The sequence below is a fragment of the Priestia megaterium genome (assembly GCF_009497655.1).
Taxonomy (GTDB): Bacteria; Bacillota; Bacilli; order Bacillales; family Bacillaceae_H; genus Priestia; species Priestia zanthoxyli.
In genome coordinates this window covers 1,903,007-1,924,639 of record NZ_CP023317.1, presented here as the reverse complement: position 1 = coordinate 1,924,639, position 21,633 = coordinate 1,903,007, and the positions used below count along the sequence as shown (strand labels likewise).

The window sequence follows — 21,633 nt, the reverse complement described above, 5'->3', positions numbered from 1 at the left end:
CGATTTTTCTTTAAAAATCTATATACTAGATGTGACAAAAGCAGGACATTTTATGAACAGTGCTGCTTAAAGCCATTTAAAATGTTTTCAAAAATAACTTCTAACGGCTGACCTTCAATTTCATGTCGAGGAATAAAATGAACAACTTCTTTTCCTTTTAAAAGTGCCATAGACGGTGATGAAGGCTCAATGTCCCCAAAATATTCACGCATTTTAGCTGTTGCTTCCTTATCTTGACCGGCAAAAACAGTTACCACTTGATCTGGTTTTTGCTCAGACTGTAAGTACGCTTGCGTTGCTGCAGGACGTGCTAAACCAGCAGCGCATCCACAAACTGAATTAACGACAACAAAAGTTGTTCCTTCTACGTTTTCCATAAAATCAACTACGGCTTCCTCTGTTGTTAATTCTTCATAACCGGCTTGAGTTAATTCTTGACGCATTGGTTTAACTAACTGACGCATATATTCTTCATATGCCATTGACATATTAACATTCCTCCTAACAATCATTCACGCTAAAAGCATACTATAAAAACCAGGAAAAATCTAGCTACTCACTCTTCAAATCCTTATCGCTGTCCCGTTCTCCTTTTTCATTTGACAAAAAAGATTAAAACCGGGTCATATCATCTAATTTTTTTCCATAAAAATGTCGATTTTTACTATTAATATTCCATTTTTTGTACTATAGTAGTAAATAGTAGTTTAGTAGAAAGGATTTTCAAATTGAACCAGCGATTTAAACCGAACAAACGATTTAAGCCAAACAAACGATTTTATGCATTTTTGTCTTTAGTGTTAGTGATTGTCGCTTCTTTATTTTTTATTACAGAAGCCAAAGGAAGTGAATCCGCTGCATCTCAGCAAGTCTTAGCATCTACTGCATTGCCGCTGAAAGAAGCTGCATCTTCAGCACAACCTGAGAAGCTGCTTAATACACTTCACCATAATATGTATGTAGGAAATACCGTGAACGATCAAAATCAAGCTCTTACACAGCCTGTTTACCTTACGTTTGACGATGGTCCAACGCCTGATACCCTTCACATTTTAGATGCTTTGCGTCAATATAACGTAAAAGCAACTTTCTTTATGTTAAAGTATCAAATTGACGCTCACCCTGAAATTGCTAAAAAAGTAGCACAGGAAGGACATGCCATCGGCTGTCACGGCGTCTCTCATGATATTCATGTCATGTATAGTGAAGACGGCGCCGCGTTAAAAGAAATGCAGGAGTGTCAAGCGACAGTTAAGAAAGTAACCGGTGTTGACAGTAAGTTAATCCGCGTTCCTTACGGCAGCGTTCCTTATTTAAAAGAGCCGCACCGTACAGAGTTGCTAAGCCACTTTAAATTATGGGACTGGAATGTAGACAGTGAAGACTGGGCACTTCGTTCTGCACCTAGAATTATTCAGGGCCTTGAACCTCATATTCAAGGGGTTAACTCCAACGGAAGAACACCCGTCATTTTATTTCATGACAAATCCTTTACGGCACAGTCTCTACCGACTATTTTGACTTACTTAAAACAGTCCGGTTATCAGCCTATTAAAATTGATAACACGATGCAGCCTATGCAGTTTCCAACTCCCGCTGCAAAACAGTCATAAAAAAAGATCATTCAAGTGAATGATCTTTTTTTATGCTTTTCTGCTTTCCGTCATTTGTTTCCAAACAGAACCTTTTGCTTCTTCTCCGCCTTCGATACGTTCAATCGCTAGCTTGATTTGTAAATCTACCTCAAATTCTTTGTCATTCTCTGCTGCTTTTAATGCAGGAAGAGCCGTCTCATCCCCTACCTCGTATAAATACATCGCTGCACGCCAGCGCACAAGCTTGTTTTTATCACCAAGGGCTTCACACATTGCCGGAATACCTTCTTCAAAACCTAAATCCGACATGCAGTCTCCAGCAGTACGGCGCACAGTGACTGATTTATCTTTTAATGCTTTGTATAAATAAGGCAGTACCGCTTTTGATTCAATCATTCCTAAGTAGACCGTAGCTAAGCGGCGAATAGATGCTTTTTCATCATCAAGCGCTTTATTTAAAACGTCTAAATCAGCTTCTGTTGGATCCATTTGTTCTAAATGGGCATAGCGCACTGACCAATCGTTGTCTTCTAGCATCTCTTCTGTAACTTTATAGGTTTTACGCGGCTGTACCGTTTTTCCGCCTTCTTTTTCTTCTTGTGCATTGGCTACAAGGCGAGTTAATCTTTCTTGCGGATATGCTGCTGCTAATTCTTCCACTACTTCGTCTCCGATAGCCGCTAACTCTCCGTAACGAACGCCTTGTTCTTTCCATTTCCGTTCTAACACTACATTATCTGAAAAGCTTTGAAGCTCTGCTACCGCTTTTGCGAATCGTTCAGGCAGACCAAATCGCTTTTCTTCATTTCCATCCGTTAGCTTAACTTGCATTGGTACGTTTTTGAACATTTGAACGGACACATTGACCTCACCAAAATGCTCATTCATTTTGTGCTGTTCGCTGTTACTCTGCAAATCTTCACCAAACGCTGCACGAACTTGCGGCAAAATTTGCTTCCAGTCATATTTAGCATTTCGCTCTACTGCTAAGAAGTCCGCTACGTGATAGACTCCTTTTACCCCTTCTACTTTCAAGATGTCTTGAACAACTTCAGGCGCTGCTTCAGCATTTTTTTCCGTATAGTTATTGCTTTTTCCGCCTGATAGCACTTCGTCTAAATTAATTTTCATTGTATTCGGACTTGGCGTTGGCTCAATTGATTTAATGTTCATATCGTATCGTACTCCTCTCATTAAAATTGTAGCATGTGGCTTATACTCAGTCTAACGACTTGTTTACGCGTTTTCAATTTCTTCAATCAGCTCTGAAAGCTCTGCCCAGCGATCAAGCAGTGCATTTAATTCTTCATTTGCTTTTTCTTGTTCTAACGATAGGTTATGCGCTTTTGTATAATCGCTGCCCACCTGTTCAATTTCACTTGTTAAGCGTTCAATTTCTTCTTCTTTTGCTGCAATATGATCTTCGATTTCTTCCCATTCTTTTTGTTCTTTATACGTTAAGCGACGCTTTTTCGTTTTCTCCGGCTGTTTTGGCTTTTCTTCTTTCACTTTAGCCTGCTGAGCCATTGCCTGCTTCTTTTTCACCGCTTCTTCTAATTGATCTGTATAAGCGCCAAAATAAGTCGAAATGTTTCCTTCTCCTTCAAAGACAAGTAAGTAATCTGCTACTTTATCTAAGAAATAGCGATCATGTGATACCGTGATAACAACACCTGGAAATTCTTCGAGGTAGTCTTCAAGCACCGTTAGCGTTTGAGTATCCAAATCATTAGTCGGCTCATCTAGCAGTAAAACATTTGGCGATGTCATCAACAATTTCAATAAATATAAACGACGGCGCTCTCCTCCGGACAACTTTTGAATCGGTGTTCCGTGCGTATGTGAAGGAAATAGAAATCTCTCAAGCATTTGCGATGCAGAGATCATTTTCCCATCCGTCGTATGAACAACTTCTGCCGATTCTTTAATATAATCAAGCATGCGTTGATTCAAGTCCATATCATCGCTTTCTTGAGTATAGTAAGCAATTTTAACCGTTTGTCCTCTGTCAATTTCACCGCTGTCCGGCTCAATGCGTCCTGCAATCATATTCAACAGGGTAGACTTTCCGCTTCCGTTCTTACCGACAATTCCAATTCGGTCTTGTTTTTTCACGATGTGCGTAAAGTCTGAAAGAATGATTTTATTTTCATACGTCTTAGACACATCTTTTAATTCAAACACTTTTTTCCCAAGGCGGCTGCCTGCTAAACTTAAATCTAGTGATTCTTTTTCAGAAGAATCGAGTTTTCCTTCTAATTCATCAAATCGCTGAATACGCGCTTTTTGTTTAGTCGTACGCGCTTTTGCTCCTCGGCGAATCCAAGCCAATTCATTGCGATATAAGTTACTTAATTTTGCTTGAGTTGCTTTTTCCTGATCTTCTCGAATCGCTTTTCCTTCTAGAAAAGCAGCATAGTTTCCTTTATAGCTATATAAATTTCCACCGTCTAACTCAAAAATTCGGTTTGTAACAGCATCCAAGAAATAGCGATCATGAGTAACAAGCAATACGGCTCCTTGATATTTGGATAAATATTCTTCGAGCCATTTAACCGTCTCATAATCCAAGTGGTTAGTCGGCTCATCCAAAATTAATAAATCAGGTGTTTGAATTAGGCTTTGGGCAATTGACACGCGCTTTTTCTGTCCACCTGAAAGCTCACCAATTTTTGCACTCATATTTGAAATTCCCAGCTTCGTTAAGATCGACTGTGCGTTAGAATTGGCTTCCCACGCGTTCATCGCATCCATTTTCTGCTGTAAATCATACAGTGTCTGCTGGTTCTTCTCGTTTGCAGAATCTTGCTCTAACGCATACAGAGCCAGCTCATAGTTTTTTAATAAATTAAGAAGGGGCGTATCTCCGCTGAAAACTTGCTCTAAAACCGTTAAGTCTTCATCAAAATCCGGATGCTGAGGTAAATATGTCACGCTGTAGTCTTTAGCATGAATAATATCCCCTTCATCTCCCAGCTCTAGACCTGCGATAATTTTAAGAAGCGTCGATTTTCCTGTTCCGTTTACACCAATTAAGCCGATTCGCTCATTTTCCGTAATTGTAAACGTTAGCTGATGAAACAGCTCTTTTTCTCCATATGTTTTTGTTAAGTTTTCAACAGTCAGCATTTTCATAATGATAATTCCACTCTTTCTTAAATTGAACTAAAAATTCTTTCATATATGTATGTCGCTCTTGCGCTAGAGACCGTGCTGTTTGAGTATTCATTAACGCAGTCAGCTTTAACAACTTTTCATAAAAATGAGCAATAGCCGTTGATTTTCCGTGTCTGTATTCTTCCTCTGTCATCTCACTTCGTACAGCAATGTTTTCGTCATACAGAGCCGTGCCTTTAGAACCTGCATACATAAACGTACGTGCGATACCAATCGCACCAATTGCATCTAAACGATCTGCATCTTGAACAACTTGACCTTCAAGCGTGGCCATAGCCGGACGGTTGCCGCCTTTATATGACATCGTTTGTAAAATATGAACGATATGCTTGCAGTTCTCTTCTTCTACGCGCTGACTCTTCAGCCACTCCCGCACTTCTTCATACGCTTTTTCAACATCTTCCACTAGCTTATCATCTACCACATCGTGTAAAAGCGCGGCTAGTTCAATAACTTCCCGGTTGCCGCCTTCTTTTTTATATAAAAGCACTGCATTTCGACGCACGCGATCGATATGCTGCCAGTCATGTCCCGTCGTGTCATGCGCAAGCTTTGCTTGAACCCACTTTTCCGTCTTTTCTATTTTGTTCATTTGCTCACCTCAATTATATCCACCATTATTTTAGCACAAAGTAAGGCGCTCGTCTCACTGACAGCTGAGCACCCTTTGAAAACCCTGGCTGAAAAATAAAAAACAGATGGAGATCCACCTGCTTTTACAGCAATTCTTTTATATCTTTTTGAATATCTTTTGGTGCAGTTTGAGGTGCGTATCGCTTCACGACTTCACCTTGACGATTCACTAAAAACTTTGTGAAATTCCACTTTATCGCTTTAGAACCTAGCAGGCCAGGTGCTTGTTCCGTTAAGTATGCAAATAACGGATGTGCATGCTCACCTTTTACATCTACTTTTGCAAACATTGGAAACGAAACGCCGTAGTTTAACTCGCAAAATTGTTCAATATCATTTGAACTTCCTGGCTCTTGACCACCGAACTGATTGCAAGGAAAACCTAGAACCGTTAGACCGTTTTCTTTTTCTTCTTCATACAGCGCCTGTAAATCTTTATATTGAGGGGTGAAGCCGCATTTGCTAGCTGTATTCACAATCAACAGTACGTCACCTTGATAGTTAGATAGTGATACGTCTTCGTCTTTAATTGTTTTTGCAGAGTATTCATACACGCTCATTAAAACGCCTCCTTTTCTCTATTGTAATTCACTTTATTTCTAGAGTACAACTGAAACGCTCTTATGATTTGTCGTAAAGAACCTTTAGCTGGTCAGTCGTTTGCAGCATATAATCAATCATTTCGATTAAATCTCCCACTTGATCTTCGTAAATAAATCGGTTAAAGGTCACCTCAATATTGTTTTCATATTCGTTTGCTCCAACTTCATGAGTAATACGCTGCTTAACCACTCTTGTTGTTCCCCAGATCCTTTCACACATTTCCTGTATGTTTTGAAACTCAGCTTCTTCAAACGGTTTTTGTTTTTTCAGCTGAAAATGAATATAAACTGTACAACCTGGTTTTTCTACACGGGAAGGCGTTAATTCCGCATGAATATTATCTAAGTCGGTTGATAAAGTTAGCGACGCGGTACAGCAAAAATGCTGTTGAAAAGAAATGCGGTACGTTCGAGTAAACTGAGCTAAGTCTACAAAATCTTCGCGATTCGTAACAGATACTTGCCCAGATAAGTCAAGATCATAGATCTCTCCTTCTACAACTACTTTTAAATTATCAAATACAATTGGATCAAACATTTCAACTACTTCCTTTTTTATAAAATACGAACAGTCAGCTCTTCTTCTTTCTTGCCAAATTAATTCATAACATACCTGTTATTTTGTTTTATATCATAAGAAAAGCGATGCCAAGGCATCGCTTTTCTCTTAAAAAATACCTAGTGCATGTCCATTCTCGTCAATATCCATATTGAGCGCAGCAGGTTTTTTTGGAAGTCCAGGCATTGTCATAATTGAACCTGTTAGCGCCACGAGAAAACCAGCGCCGAGCGAAGGACGGAATTCCCTCACTGTAATCTTAAAATCAGTTGGTCGCCCCAGCTTCGTCTGATCATCACTTAACGAATACTGCGTTTTGGCCATACAGATCGGCAGGTGATCCCATCCGTTTGCTTCAAATTGCTGTATTTGCTTTAACGCTTTTGGAGCAAAATCTACGCCTTGTGCTCCGTATACGGTTTTAGCAATAGCTTCTACTTTTTCTGGAATCGAAGCTGACACATCATAAAGAGGAGAAAACTGACTTTCTGTCTCGTTCATGACCTCAAGAATTTTTTCAGCAAGCATGACGCCGCCTTCTCCACCTTTTTCCCATACTTCTGTTAAAGCAACTGGAACATTCTTTGAAGCGCACCAATTCATAAGCGCTTCTACTTCACCTTTTGAATCTGTTACAAAACGGTTCACGGCTACCACATAAGGAACGCCGAATGCCTGAATCGTTTCAATATGTTTTTCAAGATTTTCAATTCCCGCTTCTAAAGCCTCAATGTTTTCTTCATTTAAACGCTCTTTAGGAACGCCCCCATGCATTTTCAGAGCACGAATTGTGGCAACGATTACCACCGTTTCTGGTTTAATATCTGCCATACGAGCTTTAATATTCAGGAATTTTTCTGCGCCTAAATCTGCCCCAAATCCCGCTTCTGTTACTACATAGTCGCCTAGTTTTGCAGCCATTTTTGTTGCAATGACGCTATTGCAGCCGTGGGCAATATTAGCAAAAGGACCTCCGTGAATGAGGGCTGGAGTATGTTCCAACGTCTGTACAAGGTTTGGTTTAATCGCATCTTTTAAAAGAAGAGTAAGCGCTCCTTGTGCACCTAAGTCCGCAACCGTTACAGGCTCATTATCCATGTTGTAAGCTACAACAATGGACGCTAAGCGACGCTTTAAGTCTTGTAAATCTGACGCTAAGCAGAAAATAGCCATAATTTCTGATGCAACCGTAATATCAAATCCATCTTCTCGAGGAACACCTTGCATCGGACCACCTAATCCAACGACAACCTGACGCAGCGCGCGGTCGTTTAAATCCACCACTCGTTTCCACGTAATTTTACGTGTATCAATACGCAGTTCATTACCTTGATGTATATGGTTATCTAAAATGGCTGCCAGCGCGTTGTTAGCTGTTGTGATGGCATGCAGGTCTCCAGTAAAGTGTAAATTAATATCCTCCATTGGTAGCACTTGAGCATAGCCACCTCCAGCGGCACCTCCTTTAATTCCCATTACCGGACCAAGAGAAGGTTCACGCATGGCGACAATCGCTTTTTTACCTAATCTATGTAATGCCTGAGCTAAGCCAACCGTCACTGTCGACTTCCCTTCTCCTGCTGGAGTTGGATTAATAGCTGTAACTAAAATCACTTTTCCATCTTGTTTTGTGTGTAAACGTTCCATAACGGACAAAGAAAGCTTGGCTTTATAATGTCCGTACGGCTCTAGCTCGGCCTCTAAAATATCGAGCTGCTCGGCAATCTCTTTAATCGGTTTAATCGTTGCCTCTTGTGCAATTTGCAAATCACTTTTTATTTGCTTCTTAGTTGTCATATAAAAACCCCTTTTCTGCTGAGAATTCTTTTTAAACACTTCATCAAAAAAGGATAAAATCCGTTTTCTGGGGGAGATATGAAGTTTAATAAATACAGGAACGACTGCTCTATAAATTTTACTGAGTTTCAGTCATGCTAAAAAAGCATAGCAATGCTCCAATTTAACCTTATTGTACCATTTCATTTTAGCCATTACGCATATTAATGCTCTTTTTTTTCAAAATTCAATTGCTTAATATTCTGTATATTCCTATAATAGTATATTGTACATAAATGTTGAACCTCATCTTCACGTGAGAAAGAACATTTATACGCGTCATTACTTCGAAATCGAATAGGAGGAATTTTATTGCCTATTAATATTCCACGTGATCTTCCGGCAAAAGAAATTTTAGAAAAAGAGAGAATTTTCATCATGGACGACGTGCGCGCTGTTAACCAAGAAATTCGCCCGCTTAATATTGTTATCCTAAACTTAATGCCGGAAAAAGAAAAAGCTGAAACGCAATTGTTACGTTTACTCGGGAACTCACCGCTGCAAGTGCATATTACACTTCTTTACACGGCAAGCCATAAAGCAAAAACAACGAGTAAAAATCACCTAGATCAGTTTTATAAAACGTTTGAACAAATTAAAGAACGAAAATATGACGGAATGATTATTACAGGAGCACCTGTAGAACATATACCATTTGAAGAAGTAAACTACTGGAAAGAACTTCAAGAAATTATGAATTGGTGTAAAACAAATGTGACTTCTACCCTTCATATCTGTTGGGGAGCTCAAGCCGGACTTTATCATCACTTTGGCATTGACAAGCGACCTCTTTCTGATAAATGCACGGGTGTATTTACACATGTTGTATCGAGTGAAGAACCCATTAAGCTGCTGCGAGGATTTGATGATGTCTTTTATTCTCCTCATTCCCGTCACACTGATGTAGACATGAATGAAGTAAAAAATCATCCTGACCTTGAGCTTCTTTCCTACTCTGAAGAAGCTGGTGTTTATATGGCGATGTCTAAAGACGAAAAGTTTGTTTTCGTGACAGGCCACCCAGAGTACGACGTTCAAACACTGCAAGAAGAATTTCTTCGAGATACAGAAAAAGGACTAGAACCAAAGCTTCCGGAACACTATTTCCCAAACAATGATCCTGACAAAAACCCTTTAAAAACATGGCGTTCTCATGCCAACCTGCTGTTTATGAATTGGTTAAACTATTATGTTTACCAAGAGACTCCATATCTGTGGGAATGAAAGAACCGATCTATCCCAGTGTTCAATTAAATTACGCATGCTCTTTTTCATGTTGAAACTGCAGCGAACAAGAAACAAACTAAAAAACCTGCTACTCCAAACAAGTAGCAGGTTTTTTATTACTAATCCTTCTTTATTCCGTAATTAAAGCTTTCTTTCAGAAATTTCGCATCAACAACACTGACCTTAGAACCCAAAGGTTTTGCTCTCCTATTCACTCTCCCTTTTCATCTCCATTTAGGTTGGTACCCATCTCCTTCTTTTGTTCTTCTATCATTGTGTCCAGCCATTCAGGCGGCTTTTCACCTTGGTTTTCATTGTATACTTCTGAAGCATCTTTTTCCTCTAAAGAGGATAAGATGTCATGTATATCATTTTGATTGCCCAAAATATTGCCAAATCCCTGACTCACTTTTTTATGACTTCTAAAATTTGTCGGAAAGTTATTACCAAAGTTTACAGCTGAAGCATCTTCGATTGTACCAATATGAATGTCACCTATGCTAAAGATTGATTCTAGAGCCTGATTAGACTCCCTCATTTTTTCTGTATGGATTAGTTTGTAAGGGACACTTCTTTCATTAATTTTAACTGATATTTCAGAAGGACCCTTTTCTTTATTTTTTGCTTTATTATTCTGACTACCCGATTTCCGATTAACATCAGAGTCATTTGTTGTTTTTTTACCTTTCTTTCTCGGCGCTTGATATTGATTCGTTTGCGCAGGAAAAGTATTACCAATATTCAAAGTTCCACTAAGTTCCTTTACATCAATATGTTCTAAATAATAAGACAGTTCGTCCAAGTTCAGTGTTTCAACGTTCTTTATATCTAAATGAAAAGATTGGACCTTTTCTTTTGAAAGTTCATTTACGTGTTTTTCTAAGCTTGCGAGCCTTTTTTCAATGTTTTTGAGTATATTCAACACCTTTTCATCCATAGAGTTTGACCCCTCATTTGTTTTAACACTTTTAGCCCATTTACAACATATAGTAGTGTATTAGATAACTTTAATTAATGTCTCATATGTATGGGGAGGAATTATGAAAATAGATCTCCGTTCTCCGCAAATCATTTTTGATGACCTCACCGTAAATACGGTTAAAAACAACGCAGGAGTATTTATAGGAAAAAACATGCAAAAAAATTGGGAAACTACAATCAGCAGCAGCAATTCAGGTTTTGGCACAATTTCGGGAGATGATAATCAACTATCCTACAATACACATCTTGTTCTTGGTGAAGATGATGTAAATGACTCTTTTAAGCAGGCTGCAAAAGAAACTTAACTCTAGGATTTTACTCATCATTTTTTTTAGGGGTTTTCGCCACGGTGGTATTATTTAAAATTTTATTAGAATCACCAACTATTTTTCCGAAACCGTCAGAAATTCGACTTTTATGACTCCATTTATATTGAATATTAACGCCATAAAATAGGCCTGAACTGTTTTGGATTTTATTTACTTTGATGGAATGATAGTGAATATTAGACATAAAAACACCTCACAGACAGCAGTTTACTTCATCTGATTCAATATAAAACTGAAAATACATTATCTTATGTTTAAATTCTTATTTGTTCGTCTCAAATTGAACGTCTCTTTAATCATTTAAGCTTTTACGCCTTTTCTATGATACTTACTCCATTTACTATAAAAGTATTCCTCTCATTCCCCTTGCAGTGTATATTAATAGCTTTCCCTCTAAAATAAGCTAGCAAAAAAACCATCTGTATAAAAGATGGTTTAAGCCTGTTACTCATATATCCTCCCCACTCTGCCAAAATAACCGATTGATAGAATGCCTAATTACTTTTACTTCTTTAACTTTGTGTAACAGGAGCATTGTTGAAATCTATGTGTTCAGAAAAATTGGAATCAACGACGTCATTATCGTTAATAACATTTACCATTTGAGAGGCGAAGTTATTATAGCCAATTATTTCACCAAACCCCGTATTACTTTTCCAATTCACTTCCCAATCTGATTGAGTATTTTCTCCTGTGAAAATACCAGAGTTATTAGAAATATACGTAACATTAAGATTAGTAAATTTTATAATCAACTTTTCTCAACTTCTTTCATCTTCTTTTTCCTAGAACTGAGAAACTGGCTGAGGATTAATATTTTCAGGCTGAGTAATTGGCGTATCACAAACATCCTGATCATTAATGATATTCGTGCTGCCCAATATAGCTGAATTTATAGCAAAACCGTTTCCTAAGTTAAATTTACCTTGGGAATTCCAATCTGGCTGGCTATTTTGACCTGAAGCAATTACTGAATTGGACACCATACTTACCACGTTTATTTGGTTGAAAATGACGGAAACAGGCATTAGTCCATTCCTCCGCTTTCTAAAATTTTAATGTAGTATATGCGTCCGTTTAAAGTATGGTTCAATTGATTTTCTGCAATTAACATGTTCGTTAAATCTATCGCCACTAAATTCATATATGTTCTTCTCGTAAACCCTTTGTACTCCCCTACCTAGTAAGTTTAAAACGGGAGTTTTTTAATCGCCCTGAATAAGGTGAAGCATTCAGGCATCACTTCTTCTTTGTAAGCGGCCATGTCTTGTAATTTGTATTTAGAACATAGTTTTATCAAATAAAGAAAAGAGATTGAGACATCACGAGATCAATCCAATCCCAGAAGAAACGAACGGGATAAAAAATCGAGTATGAATCGCCTATGACACTGCTGTTGATTTCGGTGCAATACCTTACTTTTTATAGGATGATGTTGAGCTTCCTCGCCGTTTGCGCTCCTTCGGCGAGTTCTTATCTATTTAGCTTTTCTACACCTTGTCCTTCAACCAACCGCTAGAATCAGCTACATACATAAGGTCTACGTTCAGCCTATCCATGAAAAAATCCGAACGATTCACCGCTCGGATTCTTCAACTAATATACGTTTGTCTCAGCCTCTTTAAAGTTCTTTAATATATTCAATGACCGAATCTGGAAATTCGTTTCGAATTCCGCAATTCCCACAATAAAATCCGCTATATTCGTCTGTCGCAACGTACTGTCTTAAAAGAAACAATGTTAACCTGTTTGGGAGACCGCATTCTGTGCAAAACGCCAAGTACTTGCTGCGCTGTCTGTTTGCTGACATACGTTTCATCCTTTCGATTAACTATAGAAAGCGTTTTCTTATTTATATGGAGCTTTCTTATCAGTTTATGACAGCAATTACCGCCTATCTCCAATTGTTGTCGCGGCGAGAAGAGCGAAAAAAGCGCAGAATTAAATTAATGACAAGCACAATAGCCAAAATGTTAATTAATAACCCAAAAATCCCGCCCAGTGCCCCCATATGACCAAGCAAACCTCCAAATAAAAGTCCTGCTAGCCCTCCATACAGAAGTCCACGGGCGAATCCCCCCCGGTTTGAACGAGTAACACCTCGATTTACCGTTCCATTTCTGCGGTTTGAAAAATTAGATCTCGGCTCATTTTGTCTAACGCTTGGCTGTCTATTAAACGAACGCTTTCCCGAACGATACGACCTTGCACTTGCGTTATAGTCATCGTGATAGGAAATATATTCAGCTAAAGGAGATAAACTTAGCGAAAAGATTAATGCTACAGCGATCAGTATTTTTTTCATCTGTTTTTTCCTTTCTTGACCTAATAGTAACTGTTTATTATAGTGCGCTGTTTCATGCATATCATACGTTTTGGAACAAAAGGGCAATTCAGCTTCATACAAATTTTTTAATCGGGTATCATAACGTTATACTTTGTCCTAGAAAGGAGCGTGCATGTACATGATACGAAGAATTAGTATACTGCTTCTCACACTGTGCTTCTTATTTAATGGAGCCCTTCCTGCACTATGTAAAGCGGAACAAGTAAAAAATATAGCTGTGCGTGACCGTTTGCTTTATCAAGGTAATAACCACCTAAAGCAAACCGCCCTAACATTTGATGATGGACCGGATCCGCGCTTTACTCCACATGTATTGGATCAATTGAAAAAGCATGGTATTAAAGCAACCTTTTTTCTTATTGGGGCAAAAGCTCACGAACATCCTGAGCTGGTGAAGAGAATGGTAGCTGAAGGTCATGCTGTTGGGATTCATACCTATTGGCACCCCAACTTACTAAAAGAATCGACTGAAAAGTTTCACTGGGAAATTGCCAAAACTCAGGCTATTATTAAAAACATTACCGGGTTTGAAACACAGCTGTTTCGTCCTCCCTATGGAAATTTAACGCAAGAAATGATCAGCGAGCTGCCAAATGAAAATGTCTATGCGATTAACTGGTCTTCTGATTCATTAGACTGGAAGCAAATCCCAGAAGCGGAAATCACCAAGAATGTATTTAAGAACATGCACGCTGGAACAATTGTTTTGATGCACGACGGCGGCCATTGGACCATGGATCTTTCCAACACCCCAAAGTCGCTGGACACCATCATTCCTAGACTTAAACAAGAAGGATATCATTTTGTGACCGTCCCAGAACTTTTGCACATCCCTTATCCAAAAAATTAAGCTCCAACGAGTTTCTGATTTAGAAACTCGTTGGAGCTTTACAATTTTCTTTAATAGAAAGTAAATATGCCTCCCCCTACAAAAAGAGCGTGTCAAAAGATCTAATACAAATCCATCTTAAAACTCAAAAATATGCCTTATTCCTTCAAAACGTTATCATACTAAAGATACAAAAGGAGGCATTCTTTTTTTGTTCCATCACTCTACAATAGAGGGAATTTACGGATAACCTCTAAAATAGGTTTTAAGTTGCATAATTAGGAGTAAATATTACTATAACTACTCTCATATTTTTAGACAAGCTGCATATGTATAAAATGAGAGAGTCGAACGCATTCCACATATCCCTAAATTTCTTCTTCTCACAAAAAAATTGACGAACTTTTTTTGTCAACAGGTGCGTATAGATATGATAGAATTCCTATATAATGACCTGGATTCATTTCTAAACAAGGAGTTTTGACTATGATTAATGAACAAGAGACGTTGTTATTTATTAAAGAACTTGGCCGCTTGTTGAAAGACTATCAAAACTGTTCAAACGCCTCTGTAAAAAGTGAAATATATAAAGATATCGTGTTGTTGAGCAATGTTATCCAGTTAGATCACGTGAACGTTTCTTACGCTTAGAAAATCCTTTTTATTTCTTTATAAATTTCAGTTTTTCTACCATAACTACAGAAAAGGAAGAAAGGAGACGATTTCCATCCATCTCTTTTCTTCCTTTTCTCGTTCTCATATTTTTATGGTTATTTAGAACATAGTTTTATTAAAATTTCCATAGAGTTTTTCGAGTGTCTTCGGTCCAACTATTCCATCTACCTGCAAATAAAGTGCTTGTTGAAAAGCTTTTACCGCTTTGAGAGTGGAAGACCCGAATATACCGTCTGCTCCTCCAAAAAGAGAATAGCCTAAGTGAATAAGCATACGTTGAATTAACTGTACTTGATTTCCTCGATCTCCGTATTCAATTAGCACTCTTGAAACCTTTTCCGTCTGTTTCTCAGGTTTTTTTCCACTTCGAAGCTCCGACAAAGATAAACCGAATGTATATTGAAAATGAGGATAATCTTTTAAGCTTTTCCAATCTCCTCCCCATTCCAACCCGATCCTTTTTCCTACCTCTCCCGCTTTGTTCCATCTTCGATCAATGGTCCAGTCAACTTCTCCGTTGTTATCAAGCAGCGCAATATCAATAGCTAGTCCATAATTATGATAAGAATAGCCGCCTTTGGCATTAGTCACGATACTTCCTGGTGTTGTTCGGCCTTGTGAATATAGTTTGCGCTGCTGCTCTATCGATCTAAATCCTTCAGTGATCACAATAAATATACTTTCTTTATATGCTTGCCTAATGAGTTCGTACGCTTTTTCTTGCACTATTTCATGTACATTCTGCAGCTTATTTTCTGCTTTTTTTAACAGCTTGTCTAATGATAAATCGCTCATACTCCCCACTCCTTAACTAGATGGCTTCTCCTTATATATACGTATAAGACGAACTCTAAGGGAGGCATCCAGTATCAGTTTATGCGGAAAGTAGTTAAGTGGTGCAACAGTGACGCCTGCTGTGTAGAGCTGCTGTTATTTCAGTACCCAGTGGCTGATAGCCTTCGCTACTCCGTTATTGACATTTGTATCTGTCACCCAGTCCGCTGCTTCTTTTACAGCTTCCTGAGCATTTCCCATGGCGATTCCACAACCTGCCGCTTCAATCATAGCCATATCATTTAAGCTGTCTCCCATTGCAATGACTTCATCCATTGAAATGCCCAAACGTTCACATACAGTCATGATCCCTTTTGCTTTGTTAATACCAAGTGCATTAATTTCTAGATTCGTTAAACTAGAATTGCTGATTTCAAAATCTGAAATGCCTGCTATTTGTTTCAGCACTTCTTCTCGTAAAGCATCATCTGGAATATCGTAGCCAAACTTCAGCCATTCCTGTGAAGCAATATCTTCTGGAAATTCATCTCTCCATACTTTATCCGTCGTCACAGCCCAGAAGTTAAGCTTATGCTCTTGCGTTAGATTCCACATTTTCTCAATGTGTGAAGCATCAATTAACTTTCGTTCTACAAGCTGTCCAGATTCATCCCAAATTTCACTTCCGTTTACTGTAATAAGGTAAGAAGACAGCTGAAGAGACTGCGCGTATTCACGGCATGTTAAAAGAGATCGCCCCGTGCTTAATACCACATGAACACCTTGTTCTTGAGCTTTAGCAATGGCCGCACGATTTTCTTCAGAAATTTCTTGCTGATCGTTCAGCAGGGTTCCATCCATATCTAGTGCAATCAGTTTAAATTCTTTCTTTTCATTTGTTTGCATCTTTCTCTCTCCTTCTCATCAATAGTAAGTATGACATTGCGCTGAGTATTTAACTTATACTATGTAACTCTTACTATAACTGTAGCACAGGAACATTTCACTCTGCATCAGATAAGCGCTAAAATGGTCAATTATTCTATGGGGAATAATTGAAGGAAAGCAGCATACCTTTGCCGTAATTTATATTTAAAGCTTTTCATTTTTATTTATTTCAACTAGAATTTTGGTAAAAGGATGTGAATGTTATGAACACTATTATTTCACCGGCTGACTTACATACTGCATTACAGCAACCCCAACACTCCATTGTGTTGCTTGACTGCCGATTTACCCTTGGAAAGCCTGAGGCAGGAGCAGATGCTTATCAAAATGAGCACCTCCCGGATGCTCATTATTTGGATTTAGAAAAAGATTTGTCCTCTGTGGCTACTTCTCACGGAGGCAGACACCCGCTGCCCGATGTTCAAAAGCTCGCTCAGAAGCTCGGCAACTTAGGAATTAATGCTGATTCCAGAGTCGTCGTTTATGATGAACAAAACGGAATGATGGCTTCAAGAGCATGGTGGCTACTGCGATATATAGGAATTGAATACGTACAAATTTTAAATGGAGGTTTTAATAACTGGAAACAATCGGGATATGAAACAACTAAGAGCGTTCCAGCATCTTCTCCTCAAACTTTTGTACCTTTCGTTCAACAAGATTGGGGAGTTGCAGGAGTTGAATACGTAAAAGAGAATCTTCATAATCCTAATGTTGTTCTTGTCGACTCTCGTGAAAAAAAGAGATATCTCGGCTTAGAAGAACCCATTGATTTTGTAGCAGGACATATTCCAGGCGCCATTCATTCTTTTTGGCAAGATGTGTTAACTTCAGAAGGTTTATGGAAAACAGATAAAGAGTGGAAGGAGATGTTTTCAGCTATTGATTCTCACGCTGAAATCATTGTATACTGCGGATCGGGTGTATCTGCTTGCCCTAACGTTTTGGCTTTAAAATCAGCCGGTTTTCCAAATGTAAAATTATATGCCGGCAGCTGGAGCGATTGGATTAGCTATCGTGACAATCCAATCGAGAAAAACAGATAGACAAAGAAGGCTCAGTCTCACCAAAAGTATAGAGACTGAACCTTCTTTTTTTGTATTTTTCTTATTAGCCGCATGCTATTTACTGAGCCTCAACATAAAATCATGAAGCCGATCTAAGGTAAGCAAGTTTTGATTACACGCTTCGCTATCTTGACAAATATAATTTCCTCGTTGGGTAAATGTTCCTTGAACAGTTCCTTTGATTTCAGCAGTGAACATACCGACTTCCTCGTAGCTGTGGCAAAGTGTGCATATTCCCTTCTGGTTGATAGGCTTAAATGTTCCTTGAATACCTTTTAGCTTCTCGGTATACGGATCCTGCGCTACGATAAACTTTTTGTTTGAGCCTTTATCGACCCAGCTAACATATGAAATGCTCCCTAGATCAATGGTATCAACTGAAGGAATCTTTAACTTTTTCACTTTCGGAAACAATTTTTTCACGCCAGCTTCTGTAAACGATTTAAATGGAATCACGTAAGGCTTTATCGTTTCTAAAAACACCTCTGCTTGTTCTTTATTTTTAACTTCAGCAACCGGTAGCAATAACTCTTCCTGTTCCTCAGTAAGAACTTCAAACGCGTTTAATACTTTTTCTTTTGCAAGAGCTTTTAAAGCCTGCAGCACATCGGAATTGTTCACTGTTCCATATCCATTGATAAGAATTTGCGTTTGGCTTTTGATAAAGTTATATTGATCATTTCTTATAAACGCTTCCACGATCTTCACTCCTTCTTCAGGTAATCAGCTACTTTTTACTTTACCGTATGGATTCCTTTTACGAAATGTAAAAAATAAATCAGAAATAAACTATACCTAAAAAAGCGCGGGCATTCAGTCGCCCGCGCTTGATTTTTACCGTTGCTTTTTATATACAATTTTTTTGATGGTTTCGGTTGATAAGAAATATTCACGGGCTAGCTCCTCGATTGAAGCTCCTTTTTTGAACAACGTCTTAATCTGTTCGTTTCGCTCGTCAATCAACTTTCTTCCACCAGAGCAAGTGCCCCATTTCTTCCTTGCCTTCTGCGGCTTTGGAATATAAATGGTTTCTCCTTGAATATATTTTTGAATTTCACTAATCAGCTCTTCAGGTAAAATATTTGTTGCTTTTACATACGTCATTTCTGCCAGCTCCTTATGTGATTTTGCTTATACAATAAGGGGCAAAGCCGTATATATTAGAAATGAGATATGCTCGGTTAGGCGATGTCTATTACTAAACCGTCCACCCCATGCAAAGTATCGCCTCTCTAATATCAGGCTTTGCATGAGACGCTGCAGTATCCGGTAAATATCTTTTATTCACCATTTATTACACCTCCGCTTTACATCGAATGGAAACCAAGCTTGTAGAAAATTACAATTATTGGCTCAGATTTTATTATAAGCTATCTGCAATCTTGCAGACAATACCTTCTTACTTATAAAGATGACACCGTAAATAAAACGAACTTGCAGTGAGCTCGTTGTTCTCCCTGCAAGTTCGTTTTATTTTTGTTATGAACGCTTCTGCTTTTTGTTAGCTGAACTGCTTTGAACACCTTGTTCAGAAGTGGTCGTCCCTTGTCCTTCTACATTTGGTGAACCTAGCTCTGATTTTGAGCGGTCTTTTTTAATTTTACTCATGTCACTCACCTCCAGTTTGTAGTGTACCCTTTGTACAGCTACATATAAGGAGACGCGTGCTGTTTTTATTGTTTCTTGAGCATAAATAGCCATAGAAACGTTAAGGCTTGCTTTAATTCATTTGGGAGCTGTCCAATCAGCTTATCAGTAACATTTCGCTTATATACACCTTCGCCATCGATTACTTCCCAACCATTTTCTTTTGCAAGCTGTTCAAACTCCCACGGCATCATCGTATTGCAAATAACGTCTTCCCCATATAGCCTTTGATAACTGTTGGTACGAGGCTGAGCAGTTGGCCCAAGAATACCTACGCATGCATATCCTCCTGGTTTTACAACTCGGTACAATTCCTTCAAAGCTAATCGAGGATGCTCAGTCCATTCTAACGCATTGATTACCATAACCCCTTCTACTGATTCAGAAGACAGCGGGAGCTTCATAATATCAGCTTGAGCGAACGACAAATTTTCACTTTTATGCAGCTGCGATGCTTTTTGAATCATTTCTTCCGATAAATCAAGACCGATTGTTTTGTATCCAGAAGCAGCTAGAAGAGATGTCCCAAACCCATCACCGCAGCCCACGTCTGCCACTATACCCCCTGATTTAAGATGTTTTTGAACAAATGGAATCACTGTTTTCCGACTTCCGTTTTTCCACATTTCTTCACTTCGGCTATTCCAAAATGATACTTTTTGGTTCCACTCGTCTTGAGCTTGATCATGCCAATTAAATGTTGTCATTTTTTATCCCCTTTGCACTCTTTTCTTTACCTTATCACTTTTTATAATGAATAAAAACGACTATTTCAGCAACCATATAGATGTAAAGGAAGGTGTTTATTTGTATGAAAGAACGTTTCGTTGCAGTACGTAAAAATGCAGACGGTGACCTCTTAGAATTCCAAACGGCTTCAGGAGACGTTTTAACCTATGAAGAAGCGTTAAAGAAAGTAGAAGCTGGGGACGTTGAGCATGTGAGTACCTTTGTAGGGAAAGACGGCGGTACGTATATTCGCAGCATTCCTGACCATGACAAAACAAATAATCTCGATGCATTGCCATCGTTTTAAAGGAGAATGGATATGACAAAAAAGAATAACAAAGGAAGCGCTAATCAAAGTAATCCAAAAACGCAGCACCACCTTGTTGAAATGGGTGAAGAAATTTCAAGCGGGGATAATTCAAAGGGAAACAAACGCAACAAAGATCAGTCTAGTAAAACACAATAAAAAAAGCCGTGCTTTTTAGCACGGCTTTTTTTATTAATGTTGGCTTGGAAGACCTAATGTTGAAAAATCTCCTGTTGCTACGCTTGTTCCAACTGAAGCAACACCTGCTACTAATGTAAACGCTAATGCCATACCGACTAATACTTTTTTCATAATTATTTCCTCCTCTTTCTTTGATTTGACTCTAGTGTATCACAGGATAAAAGTAGATGAATTCCTTTCTATCAGCATTTATCACCTTAAAACCATGGATTTCCTCCATTTTGATAGAAATTTCTCAAAAATTATAATGATAGGAATATTTTAAACAAATAGAGCTTCAAGTTCTTTTTCTACTAGCTTGACGAATCGCTCGTTTCGCTGCAAGGTGAAAATGGTCATAGACTTTTCCATATATTCTTTACCTTGTTCAATTTTACCTAATTTGATTAAGCTCTCTCCTGCTTGGTAATGAAGTTCTCCAAATAAATACATTGATTCATTACTAATGCACAAATCGATTCCTCGGTTGCTATATATCAATGATTCATCATAGTTACTCATATCTCCAAGCGTTTTGGCAAGTGCATTTAAAATTCTAATTTTTATATTTTCGTCTTTTGTTTGGGGCAGCTCATTTAAGCTTTTGAGTGCTGTTTGATATGTATCTAGAGCCTGTTCATACTCTTTCTCTTCATAAAGAATAATCCCAATGCTATTTAAAATTTCAATTTCTCTTTCTTTATAAAACGTTGCTGATTGCTTAGTAAGCTCGATCGCTTGGTACATTTTAGACAGCGCATCTTCTTTGTTGTGATGAATGTAATACACGCAAATACCTTCGTGCCACATTAAAAACTGCTTGTTCAGCGGATTTTGAAACAGGGGACTTTCTTTTTCTTTTACAATGATATTATGAATAGCATCATAATCTCTCTGACGAATATATTGACGAATTAACGATTGAACCGCATCTACGTAATCAAGTCGAGGTGATTCTACACTATCAAAAAAGTAGTTAACATCTACGCCAAGGCGCTTAGAAATTTTATAGAGGGTAATGCTTGATGGATATTCTTCACCATTTTCAATTTTGCTGATTTGCGCTTGTGTACAAATGTCTCTTGATAATTCTTGTTGTGTCAACCCTGCCATTTTGCGAAGGTCTCTCATAACACTCCCAATTCTATACTCTCTCATCTCTTTTCTCACCCTTACTTTCACATAATATAT

General features: G+C 38.3%; 27 protein-coding genes. 8 read left to right on the top strand and 19 right to left on the bottom strand.

All coding sequences use genetic code 11. The features are described 5' to 3' along the window. Positions 1-50: 50 nt before the first annotated feature. Entirely contained in the window at positions 51-488 is a 438-nt protein-coding gene (locus tag CEQ83_RS09640) for a BrxA/BrxB family bacilliredoxin (RefSeq protein ID WP_013056693.1), read from the bottom strand. A 240-nt stretch (positions 489-728) separates the two neighbouring features. On the opposite strand from CEQ83_RS09640, the gene CEQ83_RS09635 reads away from it, so the two are divergent. After that, a complete protein-coding gene (locus CEQ83_RS09635; RefSeq protein ID WP_028413647.1) occupies positions 729-1,613 on the top strand; it encodes a polysaccharide deacetylase family protein in 885 nt (294 codons plus the stop codon). Positions 1,614-1,643: 30 nt separating this feature from the next. Here CEQ83_RS09635 and CEQ83_RS09630 read toward each other — a convergent pair whose 3' ends face one another. The 6 genes from CEQ83_RS09630 to CEQ83_RS09605 form a co-directional block, all read right to left on the bottom strand. Further along, positions 1,644-2,768 carry a conserved virulence factor C family protein gene (locus CEQ83_RS09630; protein ID WP_028413648.1) on the bottom strand — a complete coding sequence of 375 codons (1,125 nt, stop codon included), beginning with the start codon at positions 2,766-2,768 and terminating at the stop codon, positions 1,644-1,646. A gap of 63 nt (positions 2,769-2,831) precedes the next feature. After that, the gene (locus CEQ83_RS09625) at positions 2,832-4,730 is read right to left on the bottom strand and encodes an ABC-F family ATP-binding cassette domain-containing protein (RefSeq protein WP_154988966.1); all 1,899 of its coding nucleotides are present in this window, start codon (positions 4,728-4,730) and stop codon (positions 2,832-2,834) included. Continuing rightward, positions 4,711-5,364, bottom strand: a complete 654-nt coding sequence (locus CEQ83_RS09620) for an HD domain-containing protein (protein ID WP_028413650.1) — start codon at positions 5,362-5,364, stop codon at positions 4,711-4,713. The genes CEQ83_RS09625 and CEQ83_RS09620 overlap by 20 nt, the downstream gene beginning before the upstream one ends. A 124-nt stretch (positions 5,365-5,488) precedes the next feature. Next, positions 5,489-5,965, bottom strand: coding sequence for a glutathione peroxidase (locus CEQ83_RS09615; protein ID WP_028413651.1), 477 nt, complete (start codon positions 5,963-5,965; stop codon positions 5,489-5,491). Positions 5,966-6,026: 61 nt separating this feature from the next. Beyond that, positions 6,027-6,545 carry a hypothetical protein gene (locus CEQ83_RS09610; RefSeq protein WP_028413652.1) on the bottom strand — a complete coding sequence of 173 codons (519 nt, stop codon included), beginning with the start codon at positions 6,543-6,545 and terminating at the stop codon, positions 6,027-6,029. Between the two features lie 129 nt (positions 6,546-6,674). Beyond that, positions 6,675-8,363: a formate--tetrahydrofolate ligase gene (locus CEQ83_RS09605; RefSeq protein ID WP_098999868.1), complete on the bottom strand. Its 1,689-nt coding sequence runs from the start codon at positions 8,361-8,363 to the stop codon at positions 6,675-6,677. A 351-nt stretch (positions 8,364-8,714) separates the two neighbouring features. On the opposite strand from CEQ83_RS09605, the gene metA reads away from it, so the two are divergent. Then, a complete protein-coding gene (gene metA / locus CEQ83_RS09600) occupies positions 8,715-9,626 on the top strand; it encodes a homoserine O-acetyltransferase MetA (RefSeq protein ID WP_028413654.1) in 912 nt (303 codons plus the stop codon). 214 nt (positions 9,627-9,840) lie between these two features. Here the strand turns inward: metA and CEQ83_RS09595 are convergent, their stop codons facing one another. Beyond that, positions 9,841-10,566, bottom strand: coding sequence for a hypothetical protein (locus tag CEQ83_RS09595; RefSeq protein ID WP_155017210.1), 726 nt, complete (start codon positions 10,564-10,566; stop codon positions 9,841-9,843). A gap of 103 nt (positions 10,567-10,669) precedes the next feature. Between CEQ83_RS09595 and CEQ83_RS09590 the strand changes: the two genes are divergently transcribed. Continuing rightward, on the top strand, positions 10,670-10,915 hold the full coding sequence (locus CEQ83_RS09590) for a hypothetical protein (protein ID WP_028413656.1): 246 nt from the start codon (positions 10,670-10,672) through the stop codon (positions 10,913-10,915). Between the two features lie 10 nt (positions 10,916-10,925). On the opposite strand, the gene CEQ83_RS09585 is transcribed toward CEQ83_RS09590, so the two are convergent. The 4 genes from CEQ83_RS09585 to CEQ83_RS09570 all read right to left on the bottom strand — a co-directional run bounded on the left by CEQ83_RS09585 (position 10,926) and on the right by CEQ83_RS09570 (position 13,244). Then, the gene (locus CEQ83_RS09585; RefSeq protein ID WP_014460478.1) at positions 10,926-11,123 is read right to left on the bottom strand and encodes a hypothetical protein; all 198 of its coding nucleotides are present in this window, start codon (positions 11,121-11,123) and stop codon (positions 10,926-10,928) included. 601 nt (positions 11,124-11,724) lie between these two features. After that, positions 11,725-11,925, bottom strand: a complete 201-nt coding sequence (locus CEQ83_RS09580; RefSeq protein WP_223260161.1) for a hypothetical protein — start codon at positions 11,923-11,925, stop codon at positions 11,725-11,727. Positions 11,926-12,560: 635 nt separating this feature from the next. Next, complete coding sequence (locus CEQ83_RS09575) at positions 12,561-12,749, bottom strand: hypothetical protein (protein WP_014460480.1); 189 nt, start codon at positions 12,747-12,749, stop codon at positions 12,561-12,563. Positions 12,750-12,833: 84 nt separating this feature from the next. After that, on the bottom strand, positions 12,834-13,244 hold the full coding sequence (locus CEQ83_RS09570; RefSeq protein WP_029321326.1) for a hypothetical protein: 411 nt from the start codon (positions 13,242-13,244) through the stop codon (positions 12,834-12,836). Between the two features lie 160 nt (positions 13,245-13,404). Here CEQ83_RS09570 and CEQ83_RS09565 point away from each other — a divergent pair, with 160 nt between their 5' ends. Then, positions 13,405-14,136: a polysaccharide deacetylase family protein gene (locus CEQ83_RS09565; RefSeq protein WP_049164204.1), complete on the top strand. Its 732-nt coding sequence runs from the start codon at positions 13,405-13,407 to the stop codon at positions 14,134-14,136. Positions 14,137-14,601: 465 nt separating this feature from the next. Next, positions 14,602-14,766: a hypothetical protein gene (locus CEQ83_RS27020; RefSeq protein WP_013056680.1), complete on the top strand. Its 165-nt coding sequence runs from the start codon at positions 14,602-14,604 to the stop codon at positions 14,764-14,766. Positions 14,767-14,889: 123 nt separating this feature from the next. Here the strand turns inward: CEQ83_RS27020 and CEQ83_RS09560 are convergent, their stop codons facing one another. Then, positions 14,890-15,585 carry a peptidoglycan-binding protein gene (locus CEQ83_RS09560; RefSeq protein WP_154991428.1) on the bottom strand — a complete coding sequence of 232 codons (696 nt, stop codon included), beginning with the start codon at positions 15,583-15,585 and terminating at the stop codon, positions 14,890-14,892. Between the two features lie 135 nt (positions 15,586-15,720). Next, a complete protein-coding gene (locus tag CEQ83_RS09555; protein ID WP_028413660.1) occupies positions 15,721-16,470 on the bottom strand; it encodes a Cof-type HAD-IIB family hydrolase in 750 nt (249 codons plus the stop codon). Positions 16,471-16,715: 245 nt separating this feature from the next. On the opposite strand from CEQ83_RS09555, the gene CEQ83_RS09550 reads away from it, so the two are divergent. Then, positions 16,716-17,558 (top strand): sulfurtransferase, encoded by an 843-nt coding sequence (locus CEQ83_RS09550; RefSeq protein WP_063247259.1) that lies wholly within the window; start codon positions 16,716-16,718, stop codon positions 17,556-17,558. 75 nt (positions 17,559-17,633) lie between these two features. Here the strand turns inward: CEQ83_RS09550 and CEQ83_RS09545 are convergent, their stop codons facing one another. From CEQ83_RS09545 to CEQ83_RS09530, 4 genes are all read right to left on the bottom strand, one after another. Then, positions 17,634-18,278: a FusB/FusC family EF-G-binding protein gene (locus tag CEQ83_RS09545; protein WP_154991429.1), complete on the bottom strand. Its 645-nt coding sequence runs from the start codon at positions 18,276-18,278 to the stop codon at positions 17,634-17,636. A 135-nt stretch (positions 18,279-18,413) separates the two neighbouring features. Beyond that, positions 18,414-18,692, bottom strand: a complete 279-nt coding sequence (locus tag CEQ83_RS09540; RefSeq protein WP_285852074.1) for a CD3324 family protein — start codon at positions 18,690-18,692, stop codon at positions 18,414-18,416. 366 nt (positions 18,693-19,058) lie between these two features. Then, positions 19,059-19,187: a YuzL family protein gene (locus CEQ83_RS09535; protein ID WP_013056674.1), complete on the bottom strand. Its 129-nt coding sequence runs from the start codon at positions 19,185-19,187 to the stop codon at positions 19,059-19,061. A gap of 65 nt (positions 19,188-19,252) precedes the next feature. Then, complete coding sequence (locus CEQ83_RS09530) at positions 19,253-19,933, bottom strand: class I SAM-dependent methyltransferase (protein WP_028413664.1); 681 nt, start codon at positions 19,931-19,933, stop codon at positions 19,253-19,255. 104 nt (positions 19,934-20,037) lie between these two features. On the opposite strand from CEQ83_RS09530, the gene CEQ83_RS09525 reads away from it, so the two are divergent. Together CEQ83_RS09525 and CEQ83_RS27015 are read left to right on the top strand one after the other, a co-directional pair. After that, positions 20,038-20,262 carry a DUF3892 domain-containing protein gene (locus CEQ83_RS09525; RefSeq protein ID WP_013056672.1) on the top strand — a complete coding sequence of 75 codons (225 nt, stop codon included), beginning with the start codon at positions 20,038-20,040 and terminating at the stop codon, positions 20,260-20,262. A gap of 12 nt (positions 20,263-20,274) precedes the next feature. Further along, positions 20,275-20,421 carry a hypothetical protein gene (locus tag CEQ83_RS27015; protein WP_013056671.1) on the top strand — a complete coding sequence of 49 codons (147 nt, stop codon included), beginning with the start codon at positions 20,275-20,277 and terminating at the stop codon, positions 20,419-20,421. A gap of 303 nt (positions 20,422-20,724) precedes the next feature. On the opposite strand, the gene CEQ83_RS09520 is transcribed toward CEQ83_RS27015, so the two are convergent. Next, a complete protein-coding gene (locus tag CEQ83_RS09520; protein WP_014460489.1) occupies positions 20,725-21,600 on the bottom strand; it encodes a helix-turn-helix domain-containing protein in 876 nt (291 codons plus the stop codon). Positions 21,601-21,633: the final 33 nt, after the last annotated feature.